The following is a 24,354-nucleotide window of genomic DNA, read 5'->3' on the forward strand; positions in this document are numbered from 1 at the left end:
CATGTCGGATATTCTGGAAAAAATTCTTGCCGTCAAAAGGGAAGAAATCGCGAAAGCCAAGGCGGTTCAGTCGTTGCAGGCATTGCGTGCACAAGCCGAAAACGATACCGGATTGCGACAGAACCGACGCGATTTTGAAAAAGCCCTTCGTGAAAAAATAGCGGCCGGTTCGGCAGCCGTCATTGCCGAAGTCAAGAAAGCCTCGCCGTCCAAAGGCATTATCCGGGAACGGTTTTATCCGGCGGAAATCGCGCGAAGCTATGAAAAATATGGTGCAGCGTGTTTGTCAGTACTTACTGACAGAGAATTTTTCAAGGGCGATTCCGCTTATCTGGTTCAGGCGCGCGCGGCTTGTTCGTTACCGGTATTGCGCAAGGATTTCATCATCGATCCCTATCAGGTATATGAAGCGGCGGCCTGGGGTGCGGACTGTATTTTGCTGATTGTGGCGGCGCTGGAAGACAGCCGGATGGCCGAACTGGAAGCCTGTGCGTCCGAACTCGGGCTGGATGTCCTGGTCGAAGTCCATAATGCCGCAGAGCTGGAACGTGCCCTGTCGCTTAAGACGCCGTTGCTGGGTATCAACAACCGCGATCTGAAAACTTTTCGCACTTCGATCGACAATACGATCCGTTTGTTGCCCGGATTGCCGCAAGGCAAACTGGTTGTGACCGAATCCGGTATTTTGTGCCGAGACGATGTACTGAAAATGCGTGCTGCGGGCGTGAATGCCTTTCTCGTGGGCGAGGCATTCATGCGTGCGGAAGAACCCGGTAAGGAACTGGCCAAACTGTTTGCTTGATGGTGTGGGCAGTTTGCATCAGGACTGGTGGCGGACTTATGCCGCCGGAAGATGCAGCCAGTTCCGACGAGCTTCCCGCATGGAGGCGGTTTCTTCTTCTGAGACGGACAGGGTGTACTTCGGTATGTGTTCGTCGGCCAGTGTCACTTCGAATTGCATCAGTTCGTCACGCCGGAAAACGTGGATGCGAATCGTTTCGCCCGCATTGTAAGAGGACAGCTGCTTTTCGAGATTGGCGGCTGGATTGTCTGCCGATACTCTCAGGCCATCTATCGCCAGCAGGACATCACCCGCCGCAATGCCGGCACGGTGTGCCGTTCCACCTTCGAAGACATGCGTGACGACGCAATCCGATCCGGAACGCCGGACGCGGATGTCCAGACCCGGTATGGATGTCGCGGTGTCAAGCAGGGTGATCCCGAAAGGCGCAAAAAGTTCCGGTAACGGCAACAAGTCGGTTCCGTCGATATAGCGGTTGAAAAATTCCGTGCAATCCTCACCGCAGACGGATTCGATGATCGCTTTGGCATCGGCATCGGTTATGCCGTGTGCGTCTCCATGATAGAAATTCTTGCCGTAACGTTGCCACAACACGCGCATGACGTCGTCAAGCGACCGGTTATGCTCGGTTTTTTCCCGGATCATGAGGTCAAGCGCCAGCGCGACGAGCGAACCTTTGGTGTAGTAGCTGACCAGCGCATTCGGTGCATTCTCATCCTGCCGGTAATACTTGATCCATGCATCGAAACTCGATTCTGCCACACTCTGCCTGAGATGGCCCCGTCCACGCATGACCTGATTGAGTGACGACGCGATTTGCTGCAAATAGGTGTTTGTATCGACCAGCCCGCTGCGCACGATGGTCAGATCGTCATAGTAGCTGGTGAATCCCTCAAACAGCCATAAAAGCCGTGTATAGGTTTCTTCACGCAGGTCGTAGGGGGCGAAAACGGCCGGCTTGATCCGTTTCACATTCCATGTGTGGAAATATTCGTGGCTGCACAATCCCAGAAATTGGAGATAGTCGTCGCTGATTTTTCCGGTAGCTTGCCGGTGATTGTTTATGACAGGAAGAGATGACCGGGAACATAACAGCGCGGTGGATGCACGGTGTTCCAGTCCACCATACCCGTTTTTGACGACCATGACGAGGAAGACGTAGCGGGATACTGGCGCTTTCAGGGTTTCCGGTTCGAACAGGGCGATTTCGGTTTCGCAGATTTTGCGCAGATCGTTTTCCAGCCGCTCCATATCCAGATGCGGAACACGTCCGGTAATGACGATATCGTGCGGGACGCCATGTGCCGTGAATTGCCCCAGCATGAAGTTCCCCATTTCGACCGGGGAATCGATCAGTTCGTCGTAATTGCTTGCACGATAGCTGCCAAAGCCGTAACGGGGCGCTTCGTGTTCAGGCAGGGCTGTCGCAACACGCCATGATGACGCTGCCTTACCGGCTGGCTTGCGGATATCGACGATGTGCGGGTATTCGCCATATCCGACCGCTTCCAGAAAAACGCTGGAACCATTGAAAAAGCCATGCGTCTGGTCAAGATGTGCGGTACGTACGGACAAGTCCCATGCATAGACGTCATAGTCGACGATAAGTGGTCCGGAACAGGGGGCCGCTTGCCAAGTGTGCTTGTCGGTTTTATCCAGCGGGACAGGCATGCCATGAGAGTGCGCCCGGATCTGCACGATATTGCGTGCGAATTCGCGGATCATGTAACTGCCTGGTATCCATGCGGGCAACCGGAAGACCTGTCCGTCCGGAGCAGGTTCGTCGACCGTGACCGTAACATGGAACAGATGGGCATTCGGATCGGATACCTCGATGGAATAATGGATGGCCTGCTTCATATCGTCGTCTCCCTGCCGGTTGAATCTGTTTACAGGATCGGGGCCAGCCAGTGTCCCAGCTGTTCTTCGGAAACATGGCGACGCTTGGCCATGTCGGCGACCTGATCCTTGCCGATTTTTCCGATCGTGAAATAACGGGCATCCGGATGGGCGAAATAAAATCCCGCAATGGAAGCTGTCGGCAACATGGCGTACGATTCCGTCAGGCTCATGCCGATTTCCTCGCAGCGCAGGATACGGAACAGATCGCTCTTGACGGTATGTTCCGGATTGGCCGGATAACCGGGGGCAGGACGGATGCCACGGTAGGGTTCCTTGTGCAATTCTTCGGGCGTGAAGCGTTCATCCGGGGCATATCCCCACAGATCCTTGCGGACCAATTCATGCAGATATTCCGCCAGTGCCTCGACAAGACGGTCAGCCAGTGCTTTCAGCATGATGCCGTCGTAATCGTTTTGCGACGTGTTGAATGTTTCCAGCCGTGTATCGATACCGACACCGGTCGTGACCGCGAACAGACCGATATAGTCCCGGATGCCGGAAGATTTGGGTGCGATGAAGTCGGCAAGACACTGGTTCGGACGGGCGATACCGTTGATCACCGGTTTTTCCGCCTGTTGCCGGACACCGTAATAGGTGAAGGCGACACTGGAACGGGTTTCATCGGTATAAATTTCGATATCGTCATCGTTGACGCTGTTGGCAGGCATCAGGGCAAGCGACGCATTGGCGGTCAGCCATTTGCCGCGAATCAGTTTGTCCAGCATGGCTTTGCCGTCTGCGAAAACCTTGCGTGCGGTTTCGCCGTGAACAGGATCGTCGAGAATTTCGGGATAGGAACCGGAAAGATCCCAGACACGGAAAAACGGCGCCCAGTCGATGTAACCGGCCAGTGTCGCCAGATCGATGTTGCGCAGGAAACGCTGTCCCAGATAGACCGGTTTTTTCGGGGTATCCGGACCGCTGAACGACAGTTTCGCCTTGTTGGCGCGTGCTTCGTCGATCGGCAGCAGTTTCTTCGGTTTCTTGCTGGCGTGCAGCTCGCGGATGTGTTCGTAGTCGTCGGTCAGGACCTTGATATATTTTTCACGCATGCTGTCTGAGAGCAGTGCCTGAATGACTGTAACGGTGCGCGATGCATCCGGCACCTGAACGACCGGGCCTTCGTAATTCGGTGCGATCTTGATGGCGGTATGGGTCTTGCTGGTCGTCGCTCCCCCCACGAAAAGCGGGATTTTTCGGGTGCGGAAATATTCGTCGCGTTGCATTTCGCTGGCGACATGCATCATTTCTTCCAGTGAAGGCGTAATCAGGCCGGACAAGCCGATGGCATCGGCCTGGACTTCCTTGGCCTTGGCCAGAATCTCCTCGCATGGCACCATTACGCCCATGTTGATCACCTCGAAGTTGTTGCACTGCAAAACGACGGCCACGATGTTCTTGCCGATATCATGTACGTCGCCCTTGACAGTGGCGATCACGATTTTGCCTTTCGACTGGGTATTGCCGCTCAGGCGTTTCTGTTCCTCGATATACGGAACCAGATAGGCGACCGCCTGCTTCATGACGCGGGCGGATTTGACGACTTGCGGCAGGAACATCTTGCCCTGACCGAACAGGTCCCCCACGGCATTCATGCCGTCCATGAGCGGTCCTTCGATGACCTCGATCGGTTGACCGCCTTTTTTCAGGACTTCCTGAAGCGCTTCATCGGTATCTTCAGTGATGAAATCCGTCAGACCATGCACAAAAGCATAGGTCAGGCGTTTGTTGACCGGTTCACTGCGCCACTGGAGATTGTCGCTTTCCTTTTTGGCGCCGGAATGGAATTCGCTGGCGACTTCGATCAGCCGCTCGGTGGAGTCCGGGCGGCGGTTGAGTACGGCATCCTCGACACGTTCGCGCAGCGTTTCCGGAATTTCGTCGTACACCCCGATCATGCCGGCGTTCACGATCCCCATCGTCAGTCCGGCCGCGATGGCGTGATACAGGAAAACTGTATGGATGGCTTCTCGGGCCGGATTGTTGCCGCGAAGACTGAAGCTGACGTTCGAAACACCGCCGCTGATCTTGGCATAAGGCAGGTTTGCCTTGATCCAGCGGGTCGCTTCGATGAAATCGACGGCATAGTTGTTATGTTCTTCAATACCGGTGGCGATGGCAAAAATGTTGGGGTCGAAAATGATGTCTTCGGCAGGGAAACCGATGGTATTGACCAGCAGATCGTAGGCACGTTTGCAAATGGCGATCTTTCGCTCGTAAGTGTCAGCCTGTCCCTGTTCGTCAAACGCCATGACGATGATGGCCGCACCATACCGGCGGCACAGTTTCGCCTGTCTGAGAAATTCGGCTTCACCGGCTTTCAGCGAAATGGAATTGACGATGGATTTTCCCTGGAGGCATTTCAGGCCGGTCTCGATCACTTCCCATTTGGATGAATCGAGCATGACGGGTACACGGGCGATTTCCGGTTCCGAGGCGATCAGGTTCAGAAAACGTCGCATGGCGCTGACTGAATCGAGCATGGCTTCGTCCATGTTGATGTCGATGATCTGGGCACCGTTTTCGACCTGCTGGCGGGCGACTGCCAGCGCCTTGTCGTATTCCTCGTTCAGAATCATCCGGGCGAAAGCCTTCGAACCGGTGACGTTCGTGCGTTCGCCGACATTGACGAACAGGGAATCGTCGTCGATCGTGAAAGGTTCCAGACCTGACAGACGCATGGCTGGCGGGATGACCGGTACTTTTCTGGGAGGCAACGAGGCGACGGCCTGCGTGATGGCGCGGATATGGTCCGGCGTGGTACCGCAACAGCCTCCGACGACATTGACGAAACCGCTTCGTGCGAATTCATTCAGGAAAGATGCTGTATCTTTCGGGCCTTCGTCGAAACCGGTTTCACTCATCGGATTGGGCAGGCCGGCATTCGGATAAATACAGATATACGTGTCGGCGATCCGTGACAGTTCTTCGACATACGGGCGCATCAACGCCGCACCCAGTGCACAGTTCAGGCCAACGGTCAGCGGTTTGGCATGGCGGATCGAATACCAGAAAGCCGTCACCGTCTGGCCAGAAAGAATACGGCCGGATGCGTCGGTCACTGTTCCGGAAATCATGATGGGCAGCTTTTTGCCCGTTGCTTCGAAAAAGCTGTCGATGGCGAAGAGGGCAGCCTTGCAATTCAGGGTATCGAAGACCGTTTCGACCAGAAACAGATCGACTCCCCCGTCGACCAGCGCGCGAACTTGTTCGGAATAGGCGTCGACGAGCTGGTCGAACGTGATGTTGCGTGCACCCGGATCGTTGACGTCCGGCGAGATCGAAGCGGTTCGTGGCGTCGGCCCGATCGAGCCTGCGACAAAACGCGGATGTTCTGGCGTGGCATACCGGTCACATACGGCACGGGCGATTTTCGCCGATTGCACATTCATTTCATAGACGAGATGTGCCATATGGTAGTCTTCTTGCGCAATTGCCGTGGCACCGAACGTGTTGGTTTCGATAATGTCCGCACCGGCTTTCAGATATTCTTCATGAATGGCCGAAATGATGTGAGGCTGTGTCAGTGAAAGCAGTTCATTGTTGCCCTTGACGAACAATTCACGGTTTCCGGTCGAGGCAGGGGGAGCAAAGTCGATAAACCGGCCATCTGGACCGCCCCGGTAATCTTCTTCCGTCAGACCATAACGCTGGATCATGGTACCCATGGCGCCATCCAGAATGAGAATACGGCGAGACATGATATCGCGAAGGCGGTTTTCGGTAGTGTTGTTTTCCATTTTGATTTCCGGTAGAGGGCGAAAGGCCGGAGCTTTCGCCGGAATTGGGGTTTTAGAGATACAGGAAATGAAAAATTATACTGTAATCAACAATCAGGAATGAACCGGTCGGCAGTGCCATGTCGTATCCGCAGTAAAGCAAGTTTTTGATATCGCAGGTTTTCCGTTGAGGCGGTGTGTGGCAGGCGCTGTCGTCCAGTCTTGTCGCAAGCGATTGCTTTCGGCGGGAAAACCTTACGGGAGCGATTGCAGCTTCAGGTTGATCGAATCCGCTTCGGCGACGCCAGGAACCCGAGTGCCGTCAGCAAAGAAAATCGTCGGTGTTCCCTCGATATTGAGCTGTTTGCCCAGTGCGCGAATCCGTTTATCCGGGAAAGCGCAGTTATTGCCGGCTTTCGCAGGCATTTTGTCGTTGATCATCCAGTCGTGCCATGCCTGTGCCGGGTTGGGGGAACACCAGATGTTTCTGGAAATCTCGACGGATTTTTCTGACAGGATATTGAGCGGATACAGATAGATCGTGACATTGTCCACGTTTCGCAGGTTGTATTCGAGCTGTTTGCAGTGGCGGCAGGTCGGATCGGAAAAAACGGCCATCTTGCCTTCACCGCTTCCCTTGACGATCTGGATTGCCAGGTCTTTCGGCAGGCTTGAAAAGTCTGTGATCGCGAATTTCCGGAGTTTTTCGTTCGTATAGTCGGTCCGCGTCTGGATGTCCATGATGTTCCCGATGAAGAGGTAGCGTGCCTCGGCGTCGGTATAGACCAGATTGTTGCCGACACGGACTTCGTACAAACCTGAATACGGAGTTTTGACGATATCGCTTTTCTCGACATTCACGCCGAGATATTCTACGAAACGCTTCTGAATAACAGTTTCGGCAGAAGATGCCGCCAACGTGCAGGCACACCAGAGCATGCAGCAAATCGCCGAAATGGTATGAATAAAACGGGTAATCGGATAAGGCATAATAGATATTCCTGAAAAGTTTTTGCCAGGGAAGGGCCAGAAGGCGTATTCTGGCCATGTATGCAGCAAAAGCGCAATCTGAAACGAAAGAAAAAACAATTCTGTATAATGAAAAACGACACGTCGGCGTTTTTTTTGTTACAATGCACGCTTCGCTGATGTAGCTCAGTTGGTAGAGCAACTGATTCGTAATCAGTAGGTCGGAGGTTCGACTCCTCTCATCAGCACCAAATCAAATTCCAAAGCCATCCCAAGATGTCTTTTAAGCCGTGTAAATTCAACAGTTTACACGGCTTTTTTTATGCCTGCCAGCATACCTTCACGATGGTGGTCCGCTGTTTGCGGCAAGGCATGTCCGATTTCTTTTCGTATCCATGCCATGATGAGATTGACGATGTACTGTTGTTGTTCTTCTGTCAGTGCGTTACCGGGTTCGATATCGTGCCATTTCGAGAGACATTTCCGGCAGCAGGTACCTGTGGCGTGTTGCGCGATGAAAACAGGGTGACCGCGCATGGGGGTCTGTTTGCCGTCATTGGAAATATGGGCAGGTGCAAGACGGAGACGGATGAAGTCACAGGCATGCCGGACGATCGTATCCAGTCCTTTTTCATCGATATACCGGCGTTGCTGTTTTCGCAAGTGAAAGCTTGCACGGAAATGTGAACGGGAAAGAGCTTCCAGTTTTTCGCAGATTCGCCCGGATTCATCCGGAGTGGGTAAATTGCAAGAAGCGGTTGTCCGTGATATTTCCGGACAGTCGTTTTCCCAGAAGTCCATCTGGATATTTTTCGTTTTTTGTGTGGATATCATGCTGTGGATTGGCTGTATCGGACATATCCGGCAGGAAAGTGCTGCCGTCGGGGAAGATGGCAGGTGTTTTGCGAATTGTACGGGAGCCGGAACGGGCAGAAGGAATTGCCGGATATGAACATGGAAACGCAAGGTGCCGTTTATCGTTTTGCGGGTTTGTACTGGCGGCGTCCGCGGGTGAAAGCGGTTTGTTCATCCACTTCGTCAAGCCAGTCGCTGCGGGTTGCGAGAATATGATCGAACCGTGCGGCATACGGTTTGATGTCGAGCACGGGCGTACTGTCGAGTATATCAACGCCCCGAATGGACAACATATTGCCGTTTACGCCCAGCAATTCGACGATACTCAGACCGATGGCGTTGGGACGCAGGGGCGTACGTGTGGCGAATATGCCATGTTCGACATCCTGCAAAAAAGGTTTGACCACCAGTTTTGGCGTACCGGCACGATGCAGATGGTATATGAGATAAAGATGGGAAAAGCCTTCGATATCTTTGAGGCCGGTGGTATAGGGTGGAAATACTTCCAGTATTCCCTGACAGTCCTGTGCGAATACGGGTTGTGCAGGTGTTTGCTGTGCAATGGCGTGTTCGCTGTGGATGATACCGATCGGCGAATAGGAAATGGTCTCCGGTATCGGACCGGATTGACGTTTTTTTTCTGTCATGGTGCTATGTTCCGGGTAAGATAATGCGGATATTACACCGCGCGGCGATATTTTCCATCCGGAAAACGGGCATGATCCGGACAGGTCGGCTTGTCGGGAAACGGTATTTCCTGCCGATTTGCGGATGAAGCTGGCAGATTCAAAGTATAATCGCAATTCTGACCGGCAAAATGGCGAGTGTCGATAAGGGGTAGTAATCGGTCGGACTGTCTTCATTCGTTTACGTAGAGATTGGTATGGTTAAACAGGCGCAGGAACGGGTTTGTCAGGATTGCGGAAAATCTTTTGTCGGCAATCCGCGTGCGCGGTATTGTCCGCAATGTCGGGAACTCAGAAGATCGGGAACCAGTTATGTACAGGCGCAGCAGAGCAAGCCGGGTCCGCTCAAGCGTCTGGGAAGCAAGATCGAGCCGATCAAGCGCTACCTGTCTTTCTGGCGACTGGTGATACTGAACGTCATTTTTCTGGCGATCGGGTTCGCCTGTGCATGGTATCTGCACAATCAGCCGTTCAGTTATGAAACGCAACAGACACTGGAAGCCTTTGCACCGACCAATCTGGCATTGACGGCCCTGCTTGTCTGGGGAAGCGCCATGCGCTTTTTCTACTGGTACAAGGACAAAAAGACCGACAATCCGTTCTGGCGTGAAAATTACTGGAAACAGTTGGTGGCATGGCTCGGCGGCATTATCTTTACGGAATGCTGGGCGATGTTTTTCCTGCTGACCTGATATTCGTATGGTCCTTCGGACGGCTGACGCAATGCGTCAGCCGTTTTTTTTTGCCTGTCAGGTCATCGGGTTGTCATATGGCCTGAATAACATGGTCTGCATCAATCGGTTCATTTGCGAAAGCAACATCGAATGGAGTGCATCAGATCATGATTCAGCTGGAAAATGTATCTGTCCGCTATGGTGATACGGTAGCCTTGCATCCAGTATCGCTGACGATTCCGGACGGCCAGTTTACGGTATTGCTGGGGCCTTCAGGTGCCGGTAAATCCACTTTTTTGAGATGTTTCAATCTCATGAGCTGTCTCGACAGCGGCGAGCTTCGCGTTTCCGGATTCGCCGGAAACTGGAATAGCAAAAATCTGCAACGGCTCCGACGCCAGACCGGCATGATTTTCCAGCAGCATCAGTTGATCGGAAGGCGGACCGCATTGCAAAACGTCTTGATGGGACGTCTGGGTTATCACTCCGTTTTCCGTTCAATTTTTCCCTTGTCCGTACAGGAACAGGAACTCGGCCTGCGAAGTCTCCGGCGTGTCGGATTGCTGGACAAGGCACTTTGTCGTGTGGATGAGTTAAGCGGTGGCCAGCAGCAAAGGGTCGGTATCGCCAGGGTATTGACGCAGCAACCAAGAACTATTCTGGCTGACGAGCCAGTCGCCAGTCTTGATCCGGCGACAGCGGAGAAAGTGATGGATTTGATCCATTCGGTTTGCAGGGAGGACGGCATCACGGCGGTGGTCAGTCTCCATCAGGTCGATCTGGCCAGAAAGTATGCCGATCGTATTGTCGGAATGTCCGCAGGCAGGATCGTTTTCGATGGTGTGCCTGCCGATCTGACGCAGCCGAAAGTCGATGAATTGTACCGGAACCAGCCGGATGTCCGGCAAACGGCAAGGCAGGGCCGGGTGGTGAATTTTCCTGTTCCATTGGCAAGTTAAGGAGTTATCGTGAAAAAGTGGGTATCCATGTGTTGTCTGGCGTTTTTTTCGCTGGTGTCTGCAATGGCGCATGCCGCCGATCCTGATCCGTCGACGTTGAAAGTGGCGTTGTTGCCGGACGAAAATGCCGCCACGATTATCAAGAAAAACCGTCCTCTTCAGGAATATCTGGAAGAAAAACTCGGCAAAAAAGTGGAATTGATCGTGACGACTGATTATTCATCCATGATCGAAGCCATGCGGCACGGGCGTCTTGATCTGGCCTATTTCGGACCGCTTTCCTATGTGCTGGCGAAACAGAAAAGCGATATCGAACCGTTTGCCGCGATTCGGCAGCAGGGCAAGACTACCTATCAGGCAGTCATTATCGCCAACAAGTCGGCAGGGATCACAAAACTCGAAGATATTGCAGGCAAGGATGTCGCTTTCGGTGACAAGGCTTCTACATCCAGCCATCTGATTCCGAAATCCATGCTGGCGGAGAAAAACCTGTATGCCGGCAAAAGTTACAGGGAACATTTTGTCGGTGCGCACGATGCCGTCGCCATGTCGGTACAAAACGGACATGCACAGGCAGGCGGCTTGAGCAAGCCGATCTTTGAAACGCTTGTCCAGCGCGGTCTGGTCAAACCGGACAAGGTTATGGTCATTGCCGAATCGAAACCTTTTCCACAGTATCCATGGACCATGCGTTCGAGTCTGAATCCACAACTCAAACAGAAAATCCGTGCCGCCTTTCTGGAAATAAACGATCCTGCCATTCTCAAGCCATTCAAGGCCGAAGGGTTCGGTTCGGTAAGCGACAAGGATTACGATGTCGTGCGCAATCTGGGCAGTCTGCTCAAACTGGATTTTTCCAGATTTTAAAGGGCGGGTTTCATCATGACGGTTTCTGCTGAATTTGACGCTGTCTTGTCGGTGCAACGCAGGGTCTGGAGAAAATCCATGATGACGATGGCAGTGCTTGCCATCGTCCTGGCAGGGTGTTGCCATTATGCCGGTTTGTTCGATGCCGAACGGCTGGCGGATGGTATCCCCAGTCTGGTCACTCTGGTGACGGAAATGTTTCCGCCGGATTTTTCACAGCTGAAGAACTGGATAGGACCGTTGACCGATACGCTGGCCATGAGTGTTGCCGGAACGGCGATCGCCGTGATTTTGTCGGTGCCGCTGGGTGTATTGGCTGCAAGAAATACCAGTCCGAATCCCGTTGTTTTCCATTTGTGCCGAGGCTTGCTTAACGGATTGCGTTCGATTCCGGAGCTGATTATGGGAATCGTGTTCGTGGCGGCGGTCGGGTTCGGCGCGCTGCCGGGAGTGTTGGCGCTGGCATTTCATTCCGTCGGTATGGTGGCCAAGTTTTTCGCCGAATCCATCGAACATGTCGATCCGGCGCCGGTACAGGCGGCGAAGGCGGCCGGATGCAGTCCCTTGCAGGTCATCATCCACGGCATCTTCCCTCAGGTTTTCCCGCAAATGGCCGATACCGCCATTTATCGCTGGGAATACAACTTCCGTGCTTCTACCGTCATGGGGATGGTCGGGGCTGGCGGTATCGGTTTCGAACTGATCGGCTCGTTGCGGATTATGCAGTATCAGGAAGTATCGGCCATTCTGATCGTGATTTTGCTGATGGTGACGATCGTCGATGCTTTCAGTTCATGGCTGCGCAAGAAAACACAATAATCGAAGGTAAAAAATGAACAAACCGAAAGTTGTACTGACCCATTGGGTGCATCCTGAAACAATCGAACTGCTACGTCAGAAGACAGAAGTGATCGTCAATCCCGGAAAAGGAACGCTTTCCAGAGAAGCGCTGCTGGAAAAAATGAAGGATGCCGATGCCATGATGGCATTTATGCCGGATTGTGTTGACGAGGCATTTTTGCAGGCATGCCCGAGACTGAAAGTGATCGGCGCTGCCCTGAAAGGGTATGACAATTTCGATGTGGCTGCGTGTACACGTCACAAGGTATGGCTGACGATTGCACCGGATTTGCTGACGGTCCCGACTGCCGAACTTGCCGTCGGCCTCATGTTGGCCATAACACGCAATATGCTGGAAGGCGATCGCCATATCCGCAGCGGACAATTTGCCGGGTGGCGTCCCGAACTGTATGGAACCGGTCTTTTCGGACGAACGGCCGGTATCGTCGGTATGGGGCGGGTTGGGCGTGCGGTTGCCGAGCGGCTAAAGGGGTTCGGCATGAATTTGCTCTATACCGATCAGGTGGCCTTGTCTGCCGACGAGGAAAACCGGCTGGGTTTGCAACACACGGATTTCCATACATTGCTTAAGGACAGCGATATGGTCATACCGTTATTGCCGCTGACTGCGGAAACATGTCATCTGTTCGACGGCCAGGTACTGTCCGAAATGAAGCGTGGGGCATATCTGGTGAATGTCTGTCGTGGATCGGTCGTGGATGAGATGGCCGTCGTTGAAGCGCTTGACAATGGACAGCTTGCCGGATATGCGGCGGATGTATTCGAAATGGAAGACTGGATTCGTGCGAGCCGGCGTCGCCACATTCCGGAAAAACTGCTGGCGAATACCGCGCAGACATTTTTTACGCCGCATCTGGGCTCTGCAGTCCGGGATGTCAGAATGGCGATCGAGCGTTATTGCGCCAACAGTATCTTGCAGGCGCTGGCCGGCGAAATACCGGATGGCCATGTCAATGACATAGCCGGTTGAAAAACGTACATGAATGAAAAAGGACAGCGTTTTGCTGTCCTTTTTCATGTTTCAGTGCAGTGAGGATGTCTGCCGGTTTTTTTCGCGTGCTTCCTCGAAATGTTCGTAAATCCGCGGCAGGTTGGAAATCATCTTGGTGACCAGTTCTTCGCGTTCTTCCGCCGGAATGGGCTGGCAACCGGAAATTTCCGGGATGTATTCGGAGTACAGCGTCAGAACCGGGGTCAGCAAGCCTTCCTGATTCTGCTTGCCGTCTTCGACCATTTCTTTCCAGCTGTCGCGGCGCATGTCCATTCCCAGAATGAAACCGTATGCCCATTCGTTGGCGCTGCATTTGCCATCCGGATCGGCGTACAGGAACGGATAGTATTCATCATTGCGCTTGAGGACGGAATCGATATGTTCCCAGTGCTGGGCGAGCGCCCCCATAATCTGGTCGGATTCTTCCTGGCTTTTGAATTCAGGCATTTTGCCGCCGAAGATAACGGGAAGATATTCTTCGGCATGAACAGGAGACGGACTGGTAATCAGTGCGCACAGAAAACCGTCCAGCACTTCCATGTGCATGGCGTTCTGGGCCGCATGGGAATCCAGATAATGTTCCAGTGCGTCAAGCTGCTGGTTGGAAAGTTTGGGAGACGCTTCCTTGTGGTTCAGAAAATCATCAAGAGCCTTGAGCATGGATTCGGTATCGTTTTCGTTATCGGACATAGGGCAGCAAAGTGAAGTTAAAAGAATGAAAAAACAACCATACTGGTGGCTAGTATAACAATAGTTCCGCCAGCCTTGTACACATGCTTGTGCCTGATGATTAAATACGGCATGCCTGTCCGAAGTCAAGGAACGCCGGTTCATTATGGCTATGCTTTATCCGGAAACAGCACGGTTTGCCGGAAAACGGAACCGTTTTTTTGACGATATTTCAGGGAGACAATATGAAACGTACAGGATCGGCCGTCTGGTCAGGTGGCATAAAGGATGGAAAAGGAACGTTGACGACGGAAAGCGAAACCTTGTCGAAGACACCTTATTCTTTTTCGGCACGCTTCAAAAATGCCGCGGGCACCAACCCGGAAGAATTGATTGCGGCAGCCCATGCAGGCTGTTTCACGATGGATTTATCAGGACGGCTCGAAGCACGTGGCATGAAGGCAGAAGAAATCCGGACTATGGCGACACTGGAAATGGACAGAACGGAAAAAGGATTTTCCATCACACATATCCATCTGGACGTCCATGCACGTATTCCCGGCGGAGATGCGGATATCTTCAGGACGGAAGCCTTTCATGCGAAAGAAAATTGTCCTGTTTCGCGTGTGCTCAATACCGATATTTCCGTAGTGACGACGCTGGACATGATTTGAGGACAAAAAACGGCCGGGCGGTTTTCGATACGCCCGGCCGTTTTCTATTTTTCGGGAACGACATATTTTGCCGGTGGCGGCGTTTGTGTATTTGGGGGCGGGCCGTAAGTGGCAGGTTTGGGAGCGCTGTTGTTTTGTGAATAGGTCGTTGTGACCGGAATGCTGTGACCTTTTGCATACATGCATTGCTGATAGGCGTTATCGTAACGGATTTGTGCCTGATAGCTTGTCGTGCTGCCGGATGCAGCACCGGTCGCGCCACCCAGTACCAGACCGACACCGGCACCGACTGCAGCACCGTTGCCGCCGTCGATCAGCGCGCCCGATGCCGCGCCGAGCGCTGTTCCCAATGCAGCGGTCTTGACTCCGCTGTCGATAGCGACATCATTGGTATTGGTTCCGGTTTGCATGGATGCATACTGACGGCAAAACATGTCGTCGGTATGGAATTGTTCCAGGGTTTTGCCGTTGCCGGGCAATACCATGACATTCGGACCGGATGGCATCGAAGAGCATGCCGCCAGAGCGAGCGGCAGCAGGAGCAGGGCATATTTGGATCGGTAAAACATTTTCATACTCCATTCCGGAAAAAACGGCGGTTTGATACAAGTTTACAGGGCTTCCTGTGGGAACGGGATCACCTTTTGCCAGTTGACATTGCATTTTTGTACATAGGGATAATAACCTTTGGGATTTTTGCAGTAATACCAGTATTGTCCGGCATCGCTATTTTCGTTTTTTTCGATATACCGGGTCGGCGACGACTGGATCACGATGGTCTGTGACGGATAGGGGTAATACGGACCATATGGATAATAGGAGTAATATGGCGTATATGCCGGATATGACCACAGCGGCCCGCCGAATACGAAACCGAACGAGGTATGTGAAGTATGGTGATGACGCGGTGGCGGTGGCGGCGGTCTGCGTGGCGGGGGCCGGTGTCCTCTGCCGCCGGAAGGTCGTGGCGGCGGACGCCTGTCGGCCATGGCATCCGTCATGCCGCACAGCAAGATGATGGAAAGCAGAAAAAGGATAGAACGCTTCATGGGAGCACCTCTTTCCATTACGATCGGAATTTTTCAGGACAATCCGTGAATGATTTCATTATCCGCCGTTTGCAGTGAAAATACAGTCATGAAAGACTTTGTAACAAAATGGGAAAACGTGGGCAGTGACGGTAAACAATACCGGTATGGAAGCCCATATGAAAACGGGGATCGTCTCTGAGTCGGGGATATCATGGATAATGCGCACTGGTTTGTCCTGACCGGCGGTCTTTTGCTGTTTATCGGCGTGACATCCTCTGTTTTGCGCCGGTTGCCTGTTTCCACATCGTTTCTGTATCTGGCCATCGGATTGCTGGTCGGACCGACCGGCTTGAATCTTTTTCATTTCAATCCGCTGAAACAATCCGAATTTCTCGAGGCGCTGACCGAAGTGGCCGCGCTGATTTCGCTTTTTTCCGCCGGTGTCAAAATGCCGGTGCCTGTCAGGTTGTGGCGATGGCGGATGCCGATCTTGCTGGCTTCGGTTTCGATGGTGGTCAGCGTGACGCTGATTGCACTGTTTGCCTATTTCGTATTGCACCTGTCGGCAGGCGCAGCCATTTTGCTGGGTGCCATTGTCGCACCGACCGATCCGGTGCTGGCGACGGATGTCCAGAGTCGCCATCCCGGAGACCATGACAAGCTACGTTTTGCGCTGACATGCGAGGCAGGTATGAACGACGGCAGCGCTTTTCCCTTCGTCGTGCTGGGTATGGGGCTGCTGGGATTGCACAAGATCGGTTTCATGGGGTGGCGCTGGCTGTTTCTGGATGTGGTTTGGGCGACTCTGGGCGGTATCATGATCGGATGTATCGCCGGATATGGATTCGGACGGCTGATCAGTACCGTCCACAAAAAATACCGGCAAGGGCTTCTGGACGATTTTCTCGGTCTCGGTCTGATCGGGGTGGTTTATGGCATATCCGAAATATGCCATGCATGGGGTTTTCTCGCGGTTTTCTTCGCCGCTGTCGCGTTGCGGCAGGCTGAATTCCGTGCTGCCCTGGTTTCAGGCGAACATGTCATAGAGGAAGTCGGAGTGGAACCGGCAGGCGGTGAAAAATCATCGGGGCGGCGTGAATTCGCCTCGTTCGTCAGTTCGAGTTCACTTGTATTCAATGATTATCTGGAACGGCTCTCGGAACTGGTGCTGATTCTGCTGGTAGGTGGCACCCTGTTCGTCAATTCATGGAGCTGGCGTGCGGTCGGGCTGGCGCTTTTCCTTTTTTTCATTGCCCGTCCATTGAGCGTATATATCGGTTTGTTGCCGATCAGGGGCGTCAAAAGGGTCAAGGGGCTGTCGGCATGGTTCGGCGTACGGGGGATCGGTTCGTTGTACTATCTGATGTATGCCATCGACAAGGGACTGGCAGAACCGCTCGCGCTGGAGCTTATCCATTTGACCTTGATCGTCATCACCTTGTCGATTCTGTTGCACGGGATCACCGTCAGACCGCTGTTGCACCGGTTCTGGAAATAGATGCGGTGCAGGCGGTGACGGTTGTGCGTTTATGCGTCGTGTCGCCACGTCGCATGCGCGGTCAGTCGCTCCAGAGCTTGCCGGCGGTAGCCCAGTTTTCCTTTTTGACATCGTGCATGATGATATCGACGGCGCCCGGATCGCATTTCAGGGTCTTGCAGGTGGCTTCCGTAATGGCTTTGGCCAGTTCGCGTTTCTGTTCCACGGTGCGGCCTTCAAAGAGCTGGATATTGATGGTTGGCATGATGTTTCCTCGAAATGAATAAAGACGGTAAACGACAGTGCCGGATTATACGATACCCCTGCATCAAGCGGGGCACTTTGAAGCGCGCATAAAATCAATCGCTTAACGTCGCATGAAGAAGCGCTCTCCTTGCCGAAACACAGCGCTTCTTGTAAAATCCTTTGCTATTTTTACCATGTATGTAAACCGTGCCATCCGGCGGAACGGTCATCCGGAAGGCGCTCGCACGGGTTGCTGATATTTTCAGAACCGTTTTTCCCGATATTGCAGAGAAGTACATTTTCTATCATTGGAGCAGGACATGTTTGCTAAAGACCACACTATCGCTCAGGTCGATCCGGAGTTGTGGGACGCTATATTGCGTGAAAATACCCGTCAGGAAGATCACATCGAACTGATCGCTTCCGAAAACTATTGCTCGCCGGCGGTCATGCAGGCGCAGGGATCGCAGCTGACGAACAAATATGCGGAAGGCTATCCCGGCAGACGTTACTATGGCGGATGTGAATATGTCGATATCGCCGAACAACTGGCGATCGATCGTGTGAAGAAACTGTTTGGCGCTGAAGCGGCCAATGTCCAGCCCAATTCCGGTTCTCAGGCGAACCAGGCCATTTTCCTGGCGATGTTGCAACCCGGTGATACCATTATGGGGATGTCGCTTGCAGAAGGTGGCCACCTCACGCATGGCATGGCACTGAACATGTCGGGCAAGTGGTTCAACGTCGTTTCCTATGGTCTGAACGAAAAAGAGGAAATCGACTATGACAAGATGGAACAGCTGGCGCATGAACACAAGCCGAAACTGATCATCGCAGGCGCATCGGCTTATTCCCTGCGTATCGATTTCGAACGGTTTGCCAAGGTGGCCAAGGATGTCGGCGCTTTTTTTATGGTGGATATGGCGCATTATGCCGGTCTGATCGCCGCAGGTGTTTATCCGAATCCGGTACCTTATGCCGATTTCGTCACTTCCACCACGCACAAGTCGCTGCGCGGACCTCGTGGTGGTTTTATCCTGATGAAACAGGAATTCGAACGCAAAATCAATTCAGCCGTTTTCCCGGGATTGCAGGGCGGTCCGCTGATGCATGTGATCGCTGCCAAGGCAGTCGCTTTCCAGGAAGCGCTCCAGCCTGCTTTCAAGACGTATCAGGAACAGGTCATCAAAAATGCCAGTGTGCTGTCGAAAACCCTGATCGATCGCGGTTTCCGTATCATTTCCGGTCGTACGGAATCCCACGTCATGCTTGTCGATCTGCAAAGCAAGCACATTACCGGTCGTCAGGCCGAAACGATTTTGAACAGCGGTCACATTACTTGCAACAAGAATGCGATTCCGAACGATCCGCAGACACCGTTTGTGACATCCGGTATCCGTCTGGGCAGCCCGGCCATGACCACTCGCGGTTTCAAGGAAGCGGAATCGGCGATGGTCGGCAATCTGCTGGCCGATGTGATCGAGAATCCGGAAGATCAGGCCACGATCGAACGGGTTCGTGCCGAAGTCAAGAAACTGACGACGGCTTTCCCGGTTTACCAGCATTGAGCCGGTTCGTTCAGGCAAGGCCACCTGTCAAGCAGGTGGCTTTTTTTTTCCGGTACAATGCGGTTTCCATATCCGCGAATCAGGATTTTGCAAAGGGGGAAGCATGAGCGAGTCGAATACGTTCGACAGTCGGTCGTCTCTGACCGGACATGAATTTTTCATGAGACATGCGCTGGATCTGGCGAAAAATTGTTCCGTATTGACTTCGCCCAATCCGAAAGTCGGTTGTGTCATCGTCAAGGATGGACAGATCATCGGAGAAGGATTCACCCAGCCAGCGGGACAAAACCATGCCGAAATCCAGGCGCTTGCGGATGCCGCCAGACGTGGTGCGGACTGCGAGGGGGCGACGGTTTATGTCACGCTGGAGCCTTGTGCACATTATGGCAAAACGCCACCTTGTGCGGATGCGCTTGTTCGCGCGAAAGTTTCCTGTGTCGTGGCTGCCATGGAAGACCCGAACCGGCTGGTCGCAGGCAAGGGATTTGGCAAGCTGGAAGCCGCCGGCATTCGCGTTATTTGCGGGGTACTGGCGCGGGAAGCGCGGGAAATGAATCCGGGATTTTTCTCTCGCATCGAGCGTGGTCGTCCATGGGTGCGGATAAAAGTGGCAGCCAGTCTGGATGGGAAAACGGCGCTTTCCAACGGTGAGAGCCAGTGGATTACCTCGGAAAAGGCGAGAGAGGATGGTCATCGCTGGCGAATGCGGGCCGACGCGGTCATGACCGGTATCGGTACCGTTATCAGGGATAATCCGACATTGAATGTCCGGCTGCCAGATGTCGTCAGGCAACCGGTGCGTATCGTCGTGGACAGCCAGCTCAAGACGCCGCTGGATGCGCGGGTGCTGGAAAAGGGGATGACCTGGATATTTTCGGCCAATGCCTCGCCATACAAGATCAGTGCGATGCAGGAAAAAGGCATTCAGGTTTTTTCGGCGATCAACAATACCGGGCGTGTGGATTTGGCGGATATGATGCGCGTTCTGGCGGAAAAGGAAATCAATGAAGTGCATGTCGAGGCAGGCGCGACGCTGAATGGCGCATTGCTTCAGGCCGGATTCGTCGACGAGATGCTGATTTATCTGGCGCCATGCTTTTTGGGCAGCGGTAAAAACATGCTCAGTCTGAACCATATCGACAGGCTGGCCGACAAAATTTCGCTGGATTTCCGCGAAATCGTCCCGGTAGGGAACGATTTGCGGATTCTGGCAAGGTTGACACAATAGGGAAAAGGATATGTTTACAGGTATCATCGAAGCGGTCGGTACCATCCGCTCGGTCACGCCATCTGGTCAGGGAGAAAAAGCGGGGGTACGCCTCGATATCGATGCCGGTGCGCTTGGGATGCAAAATGTCCGCATCGGGGATTCGATTGCCGTCAACGGGGCATGCATGACCGTTGTCGAAAAAACGGATACCGGGTTTATGGTGGATGTCTCGCGTGAGAGTCTGGACAAAACGGCGGGACTGGACAAAACCGGAGAGGTCAATCTGGAAAAAGCGCTGGCTTTGGGTGACATGCTGGGGGGGCATCTGGTTTCCGGGCATGTCGATGGTATCGGTACCGTCAGGGTTTTCCGGCCCGTTGCGGAGTCATGGGAACTGGTTATCGAAGCGCCCCGTGTGCTGGGAAAGTTTCTTGCCTATAAAGGTTCCGTCGCGGTAAACGGTGTCTCGCTTACGGTAAACCGGGTACAGGATGAAGCGACCGGTTGCCTGTTTTCGATCAATCTGATCCCGCACACGCTGGAAGTTACCACCCTGAAAAATCTGGTGGAGGGGGCGCACGTGAATCTGGAAATCGACCTGATTGCACGGTATGTCGAACGGATGCTGTCGGCAGGAGAAAAAGCGGCCGGATAAAGTTTCGGTATGTTTCTCATGCCGGAGTCGTTGTGCTGCCGGAAACAGCTTCCTGCCCGTTGTCGGTAGCCATTTCTTCTGGCAAAAGTGTTTTCAGGCGGTACTGGCGCTGCCGGTAATTGCCTTCCGGTCCTTTCGGGCCGCAATCCACCTTTTCGAACAGACGGCTGATTCTTGAAAGAGTTTGGCGTTCATGGCCTGTCTGGATCAGGATCAGTCGCCGCTTGCTGCGCCGGTAAAATTCGCGGATATCGACCAGCAGGCAATGTCCCTTGTCAGCGGCATGAATGTCCAGCAAAAGGGCTTCAGGGCGGGACAGGCCGAAGACAGCGGCCAGCTCGATGCGTGCCGCCAGAAACGGATGACTGCTGACAGCTTCCTGTGAGAGGTATTGCCGCGCCGTCACAGCCCATGAAGCCGGTTGCGCACGGGAAGCAATACGGTTCAATGCGATGGCCGCTTCCGTGTCGCCGTTGCTTGTGGCTTTCTGAAGCCAGTACACTGCCTGAATATCGCAGGATTCATCTTCCTTGCGATTTCGCCATGCGATCATGCCAAGGTCAAATTGTGCCTTCGGATGGCCGAGATTGGCGGCGATTTCCAGATAGCGTTGCGCATCGGCCATATTGCGTTGTGAAAATTCTGCCTTCTGGTAAATTTGCGACAGGGCATACCAGGCTTTTGCCATTCCCTGTTCACCTGCCTGTGCCAGCCAGCGGATCGCTTTTTTGAAACTGGTGGCGCCGGCACCGTCGGGCGTTCGCCGGCCGTTTTCGTCGATTCTTGCATACCACAGTCCCAGCAAAAAGGCCGCTTCGGCATTTTTGTGAAAGGCAGCGATTTCCCACATCGCAGGAATGTCGTCGTGATGTTTTTTTTCCATGGCGAGCAATTTTCCGCAACGTACCAAAAGATGAACGGATGCTTCATCCAGTGTATTCGTATCGGCTTGCGCGGAATTTTTCATGATGGTGCGTGCGATCGGCAGCGCATGCCGCAGAAAAGTATCGTAATCCGCGTTTTCCCATGCGTAAGCGATCAGTGCCATTTTTGCATCGACGATTCCGGCATCGGCTGCACGGGCCGTCCATTCAAGGGCATGGTCCTTGATGGGCGACGATTTTTGGGAATGCTTTGCCAACTCGGCCAGAAGCCATTGCGCTTCCGGTATATCATGGCGGGCGACGGATTCCAGAATATCGATAGCTTCTCCACGTCTTTTTTCGTCATTGGCTGTATCGGAAGCCAGAATCAGTCTTGCCAACGTGAAGCCCGCCGCCATGCTGCCCTGGTGAAATGCCGTGCGGTACCATGGTTCCAGTTTGTGTCGTTCGGGAAAAGTCTGGATGGCGTCAAAAGCAATGTGTTCGCCGATCAACAACATGGCATCGGTATTGCCTTGCGTGGCTGCACGGCTTAGCCAGTGCAGCGCTGTCGGCAGACTTTGCGGCAGGCTTTTGCTGCCGAACAGATAACGTTTTCCCAGTGCATACTGGGATGTGGCGTTTCCGGCGCGTGCTTCGCGCAATAACTGCAATTCTTCCCGGCTGGCCATAGTCAAAAAACGGTTGAGTGGTTTTGGCGATACGGACAACGTACCAGGGGGTCCGGATGCAAGGGCCGGTATCCATATCTCCTATGCGGGCCAGCAGTTGCCTCCAAACGGAATAAAAATGTCAGACGAACAATATTGTGCGCACAAAAAGCATTTTTTTCTGTTTTTTTGATGAAAAGAAACTTTTTGTAACATAAATACAACATAACAGGCGAAAATTTGCTTGCTGGCAGAAGAAAGTGAACGGAACACGATTTTTGTAAAAAGTCGGTTGCAAGGGGTTCTTTATTTTGTGCTTATCCGGATGTCCGAAAGAAAGGCTTCGACGGATTTTTACAAGTCTCTTTAAAGGGAAAACAAAATGAAGAAAACTCTCATTGCATTAGCCATTACAGGTGCGCTTGGCGGTCTGGCAAATGCCCAGTCCAATGTCGTGATTTACGGTGTGGTCGATACCGGTTTCATCAAGGAAAACGGCTCCGATACCCGAATGGGATCGAATGTGGATAACCGTATCGGGTTCAGGGGATCGGAAGATCTGGGGGGCGGCATGAAAGCAACCTTTGAACTGGAACGCCGCTTCAATCTCAATGACGGTACGCTGGCACAGGAAGGAAAAGATTGGGATGGAGCAGCCAATGTCGGTCTGAAGGGAGATTCATGGGGCGCTGTTCGTCTGGGACGTGTCAATGAGCTGACGACCGAAACGCTCCGTACGCTGGATCCGTTTTACCAGTATGGTGTCGGTTCCATGCTGTTGAGCACGCAACGTTCGGCTCGTATCGACAATACGATCCGGTATGACAGCCCGAGCTGGAGTGGTTTCAAGTTCGGTGCCAGCTATTCGCTGGGTGAAAACATGAAAGATGTGACCAAGACCGCTTATGATCCGAGCGACCGGAATCAGAACGGTTCGCAAGTCGAAGCGACAGCAGGCAATGTCAAATATGCCGGTGCGGACAATGACGGTTATGCCATCATGCTCGGTTATGATAACGGGCCGTTAACGTTGCTCGCCAACTGGAGTCGTCTGGCCGATTCGAAGAAATCGTATGTCTGGAATCTCGGTGGTGCCTATACATTCGGTCCGGCCAGAGTTTCCCTGGCCTACGAACAGACCATGGACAAGGGATGGAAAGAAGGGGAAATTTCCATCAGCTCCAAACAGCAGACATGGTTGCTCGGTCTGGAATGGTTGCTGGGGCCGGGTCGTCTGAATGCCTCGCTGAATTACGGCAAGGTCAAGGATGTGAACTGGTCCGCTACCGATCATGACAGCAAGGATGTGAAAAAAGTGGCGTTGGGCTATACCTATGATTTGTCCAAGCGTACGTCCATTTACGGGATCGTCGCCTATACCGACTACGAAGACGATCAGGTTGCAGGTTTTTACCGTGGCGAGGGCCTGAACAATCAGGGTGATCCGGCAAGTTACAACCGCGACAGTGTCACCGGCGTTCAGGTCGGTGTGACCCATCGCTTCTGACGATACCGGTGGGCAGTTTGGAAAAGGACATCCGAGGATGTCCTTTTTTTCATCTGGAAAGTCCGGACAAACGCCGGGCGAGGGGAAAAGGCGTGTACGGGCCGCTGAAACAGGATATTCCGGTGCAAAAAGAGTTACTGCACAACGACTTGAACGGCATTCTTCATCTTTTGCAATGCATGGTGGAAAAACGGGAAACAGGTGCTTTCAGTGTGATCTAAAAACAACATTTTTTGCGTTTTTGAGACACTTTTTGATGTTTTTTTCAAAATAAACGACAAATTGATTACATTGATTTCCATCAAAAGGTATCTTTCACTCATCCGAGTAGCTTGAATGACCTGAACAGCTGTTCTGGATTTTAAAGGACCTATTAAAGTAAAAGGGAAGGCAAAATGAAAAAGACTCTTATCGCATTGGCTGTGCTGGGTGCTGCCGCCGGCGTAGCACATGCCCAATCCAACGTCACCATCTACGGTGTCGTCGATACCGGTTTCG

The 24,354-nt window shown here is 53.0% G+C and carries 23 protein-coding genes and 1 tRNA gene; 14 read left to right on the forward strand and 10 right to left on the reverse strand.

What is annotated here, in order from left to right; translation table 11 throughout:
* Position 1 precedes the first annotated feature (1 nt).
* Complete coding sequence (trpC, locus tag NAI64_RS07765; protein ID WP_269299337.1) at positions 2-802, forward strand: indole-3-glycerol phosphate synthase TrpC; 801 nt, start codon at positions 2-4, stop codon at positions 800-802.
* Between the two features lie 36 nt (positions 803-838).
* Here the strand turns inward: trpC and NAI64_RS07770 are convergent, their stop codons facing one another.
* From NAI64_RS07770 to NAI64_RS07780, 3 genes are all read right to left on the reverse strand, one after another.
* Complete coding sequence (locus NAI64_RS07770; RefSeq protein ID WP_269299338.1) at positions 839-2,662, reverse strand: M61 family metallopeptidase; 1,824 nt, start codon at positions 2,660-2,662, stop codon at positions 839-841.
* 29 nt (positions 2,663-2,691) lie between these two features.
* Positions 2,692-6,444 (reverse strand): methionine synthase, encoded by a 3,753-nt coding sequence (gene metH, locus NAI64_RS07775; RefSeq protein WP_269299340.1) that lies wholly within the window; start codon positions 6,442-6,444, stop codon positions 2,692-2,694.
* A 234-nt stretch (positions 6,445-6,678) separates the two neighbouring features.
* Complete coding sequence (locus NAI64_RS07780) at positions 6,679-7,413, reverse strand: DsbC family protein (protein ID WP_269299342.1); 735 nt, start codon at positions 7,411-7,413, stop codon at positions 6,679-6,681.
* Positions 7,414-7,567: 154 nt separating this feature from the next.
* On the opposite strand from NAI64_RS07780, the gene NAI64_RS07785 reads away from it, so the two are divergent.
* A tRNA-Thr gene (locus NAI64_RS07785) sits at positions 7,568-7,643 on the forward strand.
* Positions 7,644-7,698: 55 nt separating this feature from the next.
* Here NAI64_RS07785 and NAI64_RS07790 read toward each other — a convergent pair.
* Positions 7,699-8,055, reverse strand: a complete 357-nt coding sequence (locus tag NAI64_RS07790) for a DUF4186 domain-containing protein (RefSeq protein ID WP_407946922.1) — start codon at positions 8,053-8,055, stop codon at positions 7,699-7,701.
* A gap of 311 nt (positions 8,056-8,366) precedes the next feature.
* Positions 8,367-8,894, reverse strand: a complete 528-nt coding sequence (gene tsaA, locus NAI64_RS07795; protein WP_269299344.1) for a tRNA (N6-threonylcarbamoyladenosine(37)-N6)-methyltransferase TrmO — start codon at positions 8,892-8,894, stop codon at positions 8,367-8,369.
* Between the two features lie 236 nt (positions 8,895-9,130).
* Between tsaA and NAI64_RS07800 the strand changes: the two genes are divergently transcribed.
* The 5 genes from NAI64_RS07800 (at position 9,131) to NAI64_RS07820 (ending at position 13,264) form a co-directional block, all read left to right on the forward strand.
* Positions 9,131-9,625 carry a hypothetical protein gene (locus NAI64_RS07800; RefSeq protein ID WP_269299346.1) on the forward strand — a complete coding sequence of 165 codons (495 nt, stop codon included), beginning with the start codon at positions 9,131-9,133 and terminating at the stop codon, positions 9,623-9,625.
* Positions 9,626-9,774: 149 nt separating this feature from the next.
* On the forward strand, positions 9,775-10,566 hold the full coding sequence (gene phnC / locus NAI64_RS07805) for a phosphonate ABC transporter ATP-binding protein (RefSeq protein ID WP_269299348.1): 792 nt from the start codon (positions 9,775-9,777) through the stop codon (positions 10,564-10,566).
* A 9-nt stretch (positions 10,567-10,575) separates the two neighbouring features.
* Positions 10,576-11,433 carry a phosphate/phosphite/phosphonate ABC transporter substrate-binding protein gene (gene phnD / locus NAI64_RS07810; RefSeq protein WP_456238720.1) on the forward strand — a complete coding sequence of 286 codons (858 nt, stop codon included), beginning with the start codon at positions 10,576-10,578 and terminating at the stop codon, positions 11,431-11,433.
* Positions 11,434-11,511: 78 nt separating this feature from the next.
* Positions 11,512-12,252 carry a phosphonate ABC transporter, permease protein PhnE gene (phnE, locus tag NAI64_RS07815; protein WP_269299350.1) on the forward strand — a complete coding sequence of 247 codons (741 nt, stop codon included), beginning with the start codon at positions 11,512-11,514 and terminating at the stop codon, positions 12,250-12,252.
* A gap of 13 nt (positions 12,253-12,265) precedes the next feature.
* Entirely contained in the window at positions 12,266-13,264 is a 999-nt protein-coding gene (locus tag NAI64_RS07820) for a phosphonate dehydrogenase (protein ID WP_269299351.1), read from the forward strand.
* Between the two features lie 51 nt (positions 13,265-13,315).
* Here the strand turns inward: NAI64_RS07820 and NAI64_RS07825 are convergent, their stop codons facing one another.
* Positions 13,316-13,975, reverse strand: a complete 660-nt coding sequence (locus NAI64_RS07825; protein WP_269299353.1) for a UPF0149 family protein — start codon at positions 13,973-13,975, stop codon at positions 13,316-13,318.
* A 224-nt stretch (positions 13,976-14,199) separates the two neighbouring features.
* On the opposite strand from NAI64_RS07825, the gene NAI64_RS07830 reads away from it, so the two are divergent.
* Positions 14,200-14,628, forward strand: a complete 429-nt coding sequence (locus NAI64_RS07830) for an OsmC family protein (RefSeq protein ID WP_269299355.1) — start codon at positions 14,200-14,202, stop codon at positions 14,626-14,628.
* Positions 14,629-14,672: 44 nt separating this feature from the next.
* Here the strand turns inward: NAI64_RS07830 and NAI64_RS07835 are convergent, their stop codons facing one another.
* Entirely contained in the window at positions 14,673-15,197 is a 525-nt protein-coding gene (locus NAI64_RS07835) for a YMGG-like glycine zipper-containing protein (RefSeq protein WP_269299357.1), read from the reverse strand.
* Positions 15,198-15,239: 42 nt separating this feature from the next.
* A complete protein-coding gene (locus NAI64_RS07840) occupies positions 15,240-15,677 on the reverse strand; it encodes a hypothetical protein (protein ID WP_269299359.1) in 438 nt (145 codons plus the stop codon).
* Positions 15,678-15,870: 193 nt separating this feature from the next.
* Here NAI64_RS07840 and NAI64_RS07845 point away from each other — a divergent pair, with 193 nt between their 5' ends.
* A complete protein-coding gene (locus NAI64_RS07845; protein ID WP_269299361.1) occupies positions 15,871-17,157 on the forward strand; it encodes a cation:proton antiporter in 1,287 nt (428 codons plus the stop codon).
* Positions 17,158-17,218: 61 nt separating this feature from the next.
* Here the strand turns inward: NAI64_RS07845 and NAI64_RS07850 are convergent, their stop codons facing one another.
* Entirely contained in the window at positions 17,219-17,401 is a 183-nt protein-coding gene (locus NAI64_RS07850; protein WP_269299363.1) for a 4-oxalocrotonate tautomerase, read from the reverse strand.
* Between the two features lie 301 nt (positions 17,402-17,702).
* On the opposite strand from NAI64_RS07850, the gene glyA reads away from it, so the two are divergent.
* From glyA to NAI64_RS07865, 3 genes are all read left to right on the forward strand, one after another.
* Positions 17,703-18,950, forward strand: coding sequence for a serine hydroxymethyltransferase (glyA, locus tag NAI64_RS07855; RefSeq protein WP_269299365.1), 1,248 nt, complete (start codon positions 17,703-17,705; stop codon positions 18,948-18,950).
* A 103-nt stretch (positions 18,951-19,053) separates the two neighbouring features.
* The gene (gene ribD / locus NAI64_RS07860; protein ID WP_269299367.1) at positions 19,054-20,178 is read left to right on the forward strand and encodes a bifunctional diaminohydroxyphosphoribosylaminopyrimidine deaminase/5-amino-6-(5-phosphoribosylamino)uracil reductase RibD; all 1,125 of its coding nucleotides are present in this window, start codon (positions 19,054-19,056) and stop codon (positions 20,176-20,178) included.
* Positions 20,179-20,188: 10 nt separating this feature from the next.
* Positions 20,189-20,815: a riboflavin synthase gene (locus NAI64_RS07865; protein ID WP_269299369.1), complete on the forward strand. Its 627-nt coding sequence runs from the start codon at positions 20,189-20,191 to the stop codon at positions 20,813-20,815.
* A 16-nt stretch (positions 20,816-20,831) separates the two neighbouring features.
* Here NAI64_RS07865 and NAI64_RS07870 read toward each other — a convergent pair whose 3' ends face one another.
* Positions 20,832-22,370, reverse strand: coding sequence for a tetratricopeptide repeat protein (locus NAI64_RS07870; RefSeq protein ID WP_269299371.1), 1,539 nt, complete (start codon positions 22,368-22,370; stop codon positions 20,832-20,834).
* A 361-nt stretch (positions 22,371-22,731) separates the two neighbouring features.
* Between NAI64_RS07870 and NAI64_RS07875 the strand changes: the two genes are divergently transcribed.
* On the forward strand, positions 22,732-23,856 hold the full coding sequence (locus NAI64_RS07875; protein ID WP_269299373.1) for a porin: 1,125 nt from the start codon (positions 22,732-22,734) through the stop codon (positions 23,854-23,856).
* Between the two features lie 395 nt (positions 23,857-24,251).
* Positions 24,252-24,354, forward strand: a 103-nt coding sequence (locus tag NAI64_RS07880; RefSeq protein WP_269299387.1) for a porin, incomplete at its 3' end; no start/stop codon positions are given.

Origin of the sequence: Oxalobacter paeniformigenes, assembly GCF_027158465.1 — a bacterium.
In the GTDB taxonomy this organism is placed as follows: domain Bacteria; phylum Pseudomonadota; class Gammaproteobacteria; order Burkholderiales; family Burkholderiaceae_D; genus Oxalobacter; species Oxalobacter paeniformigenes.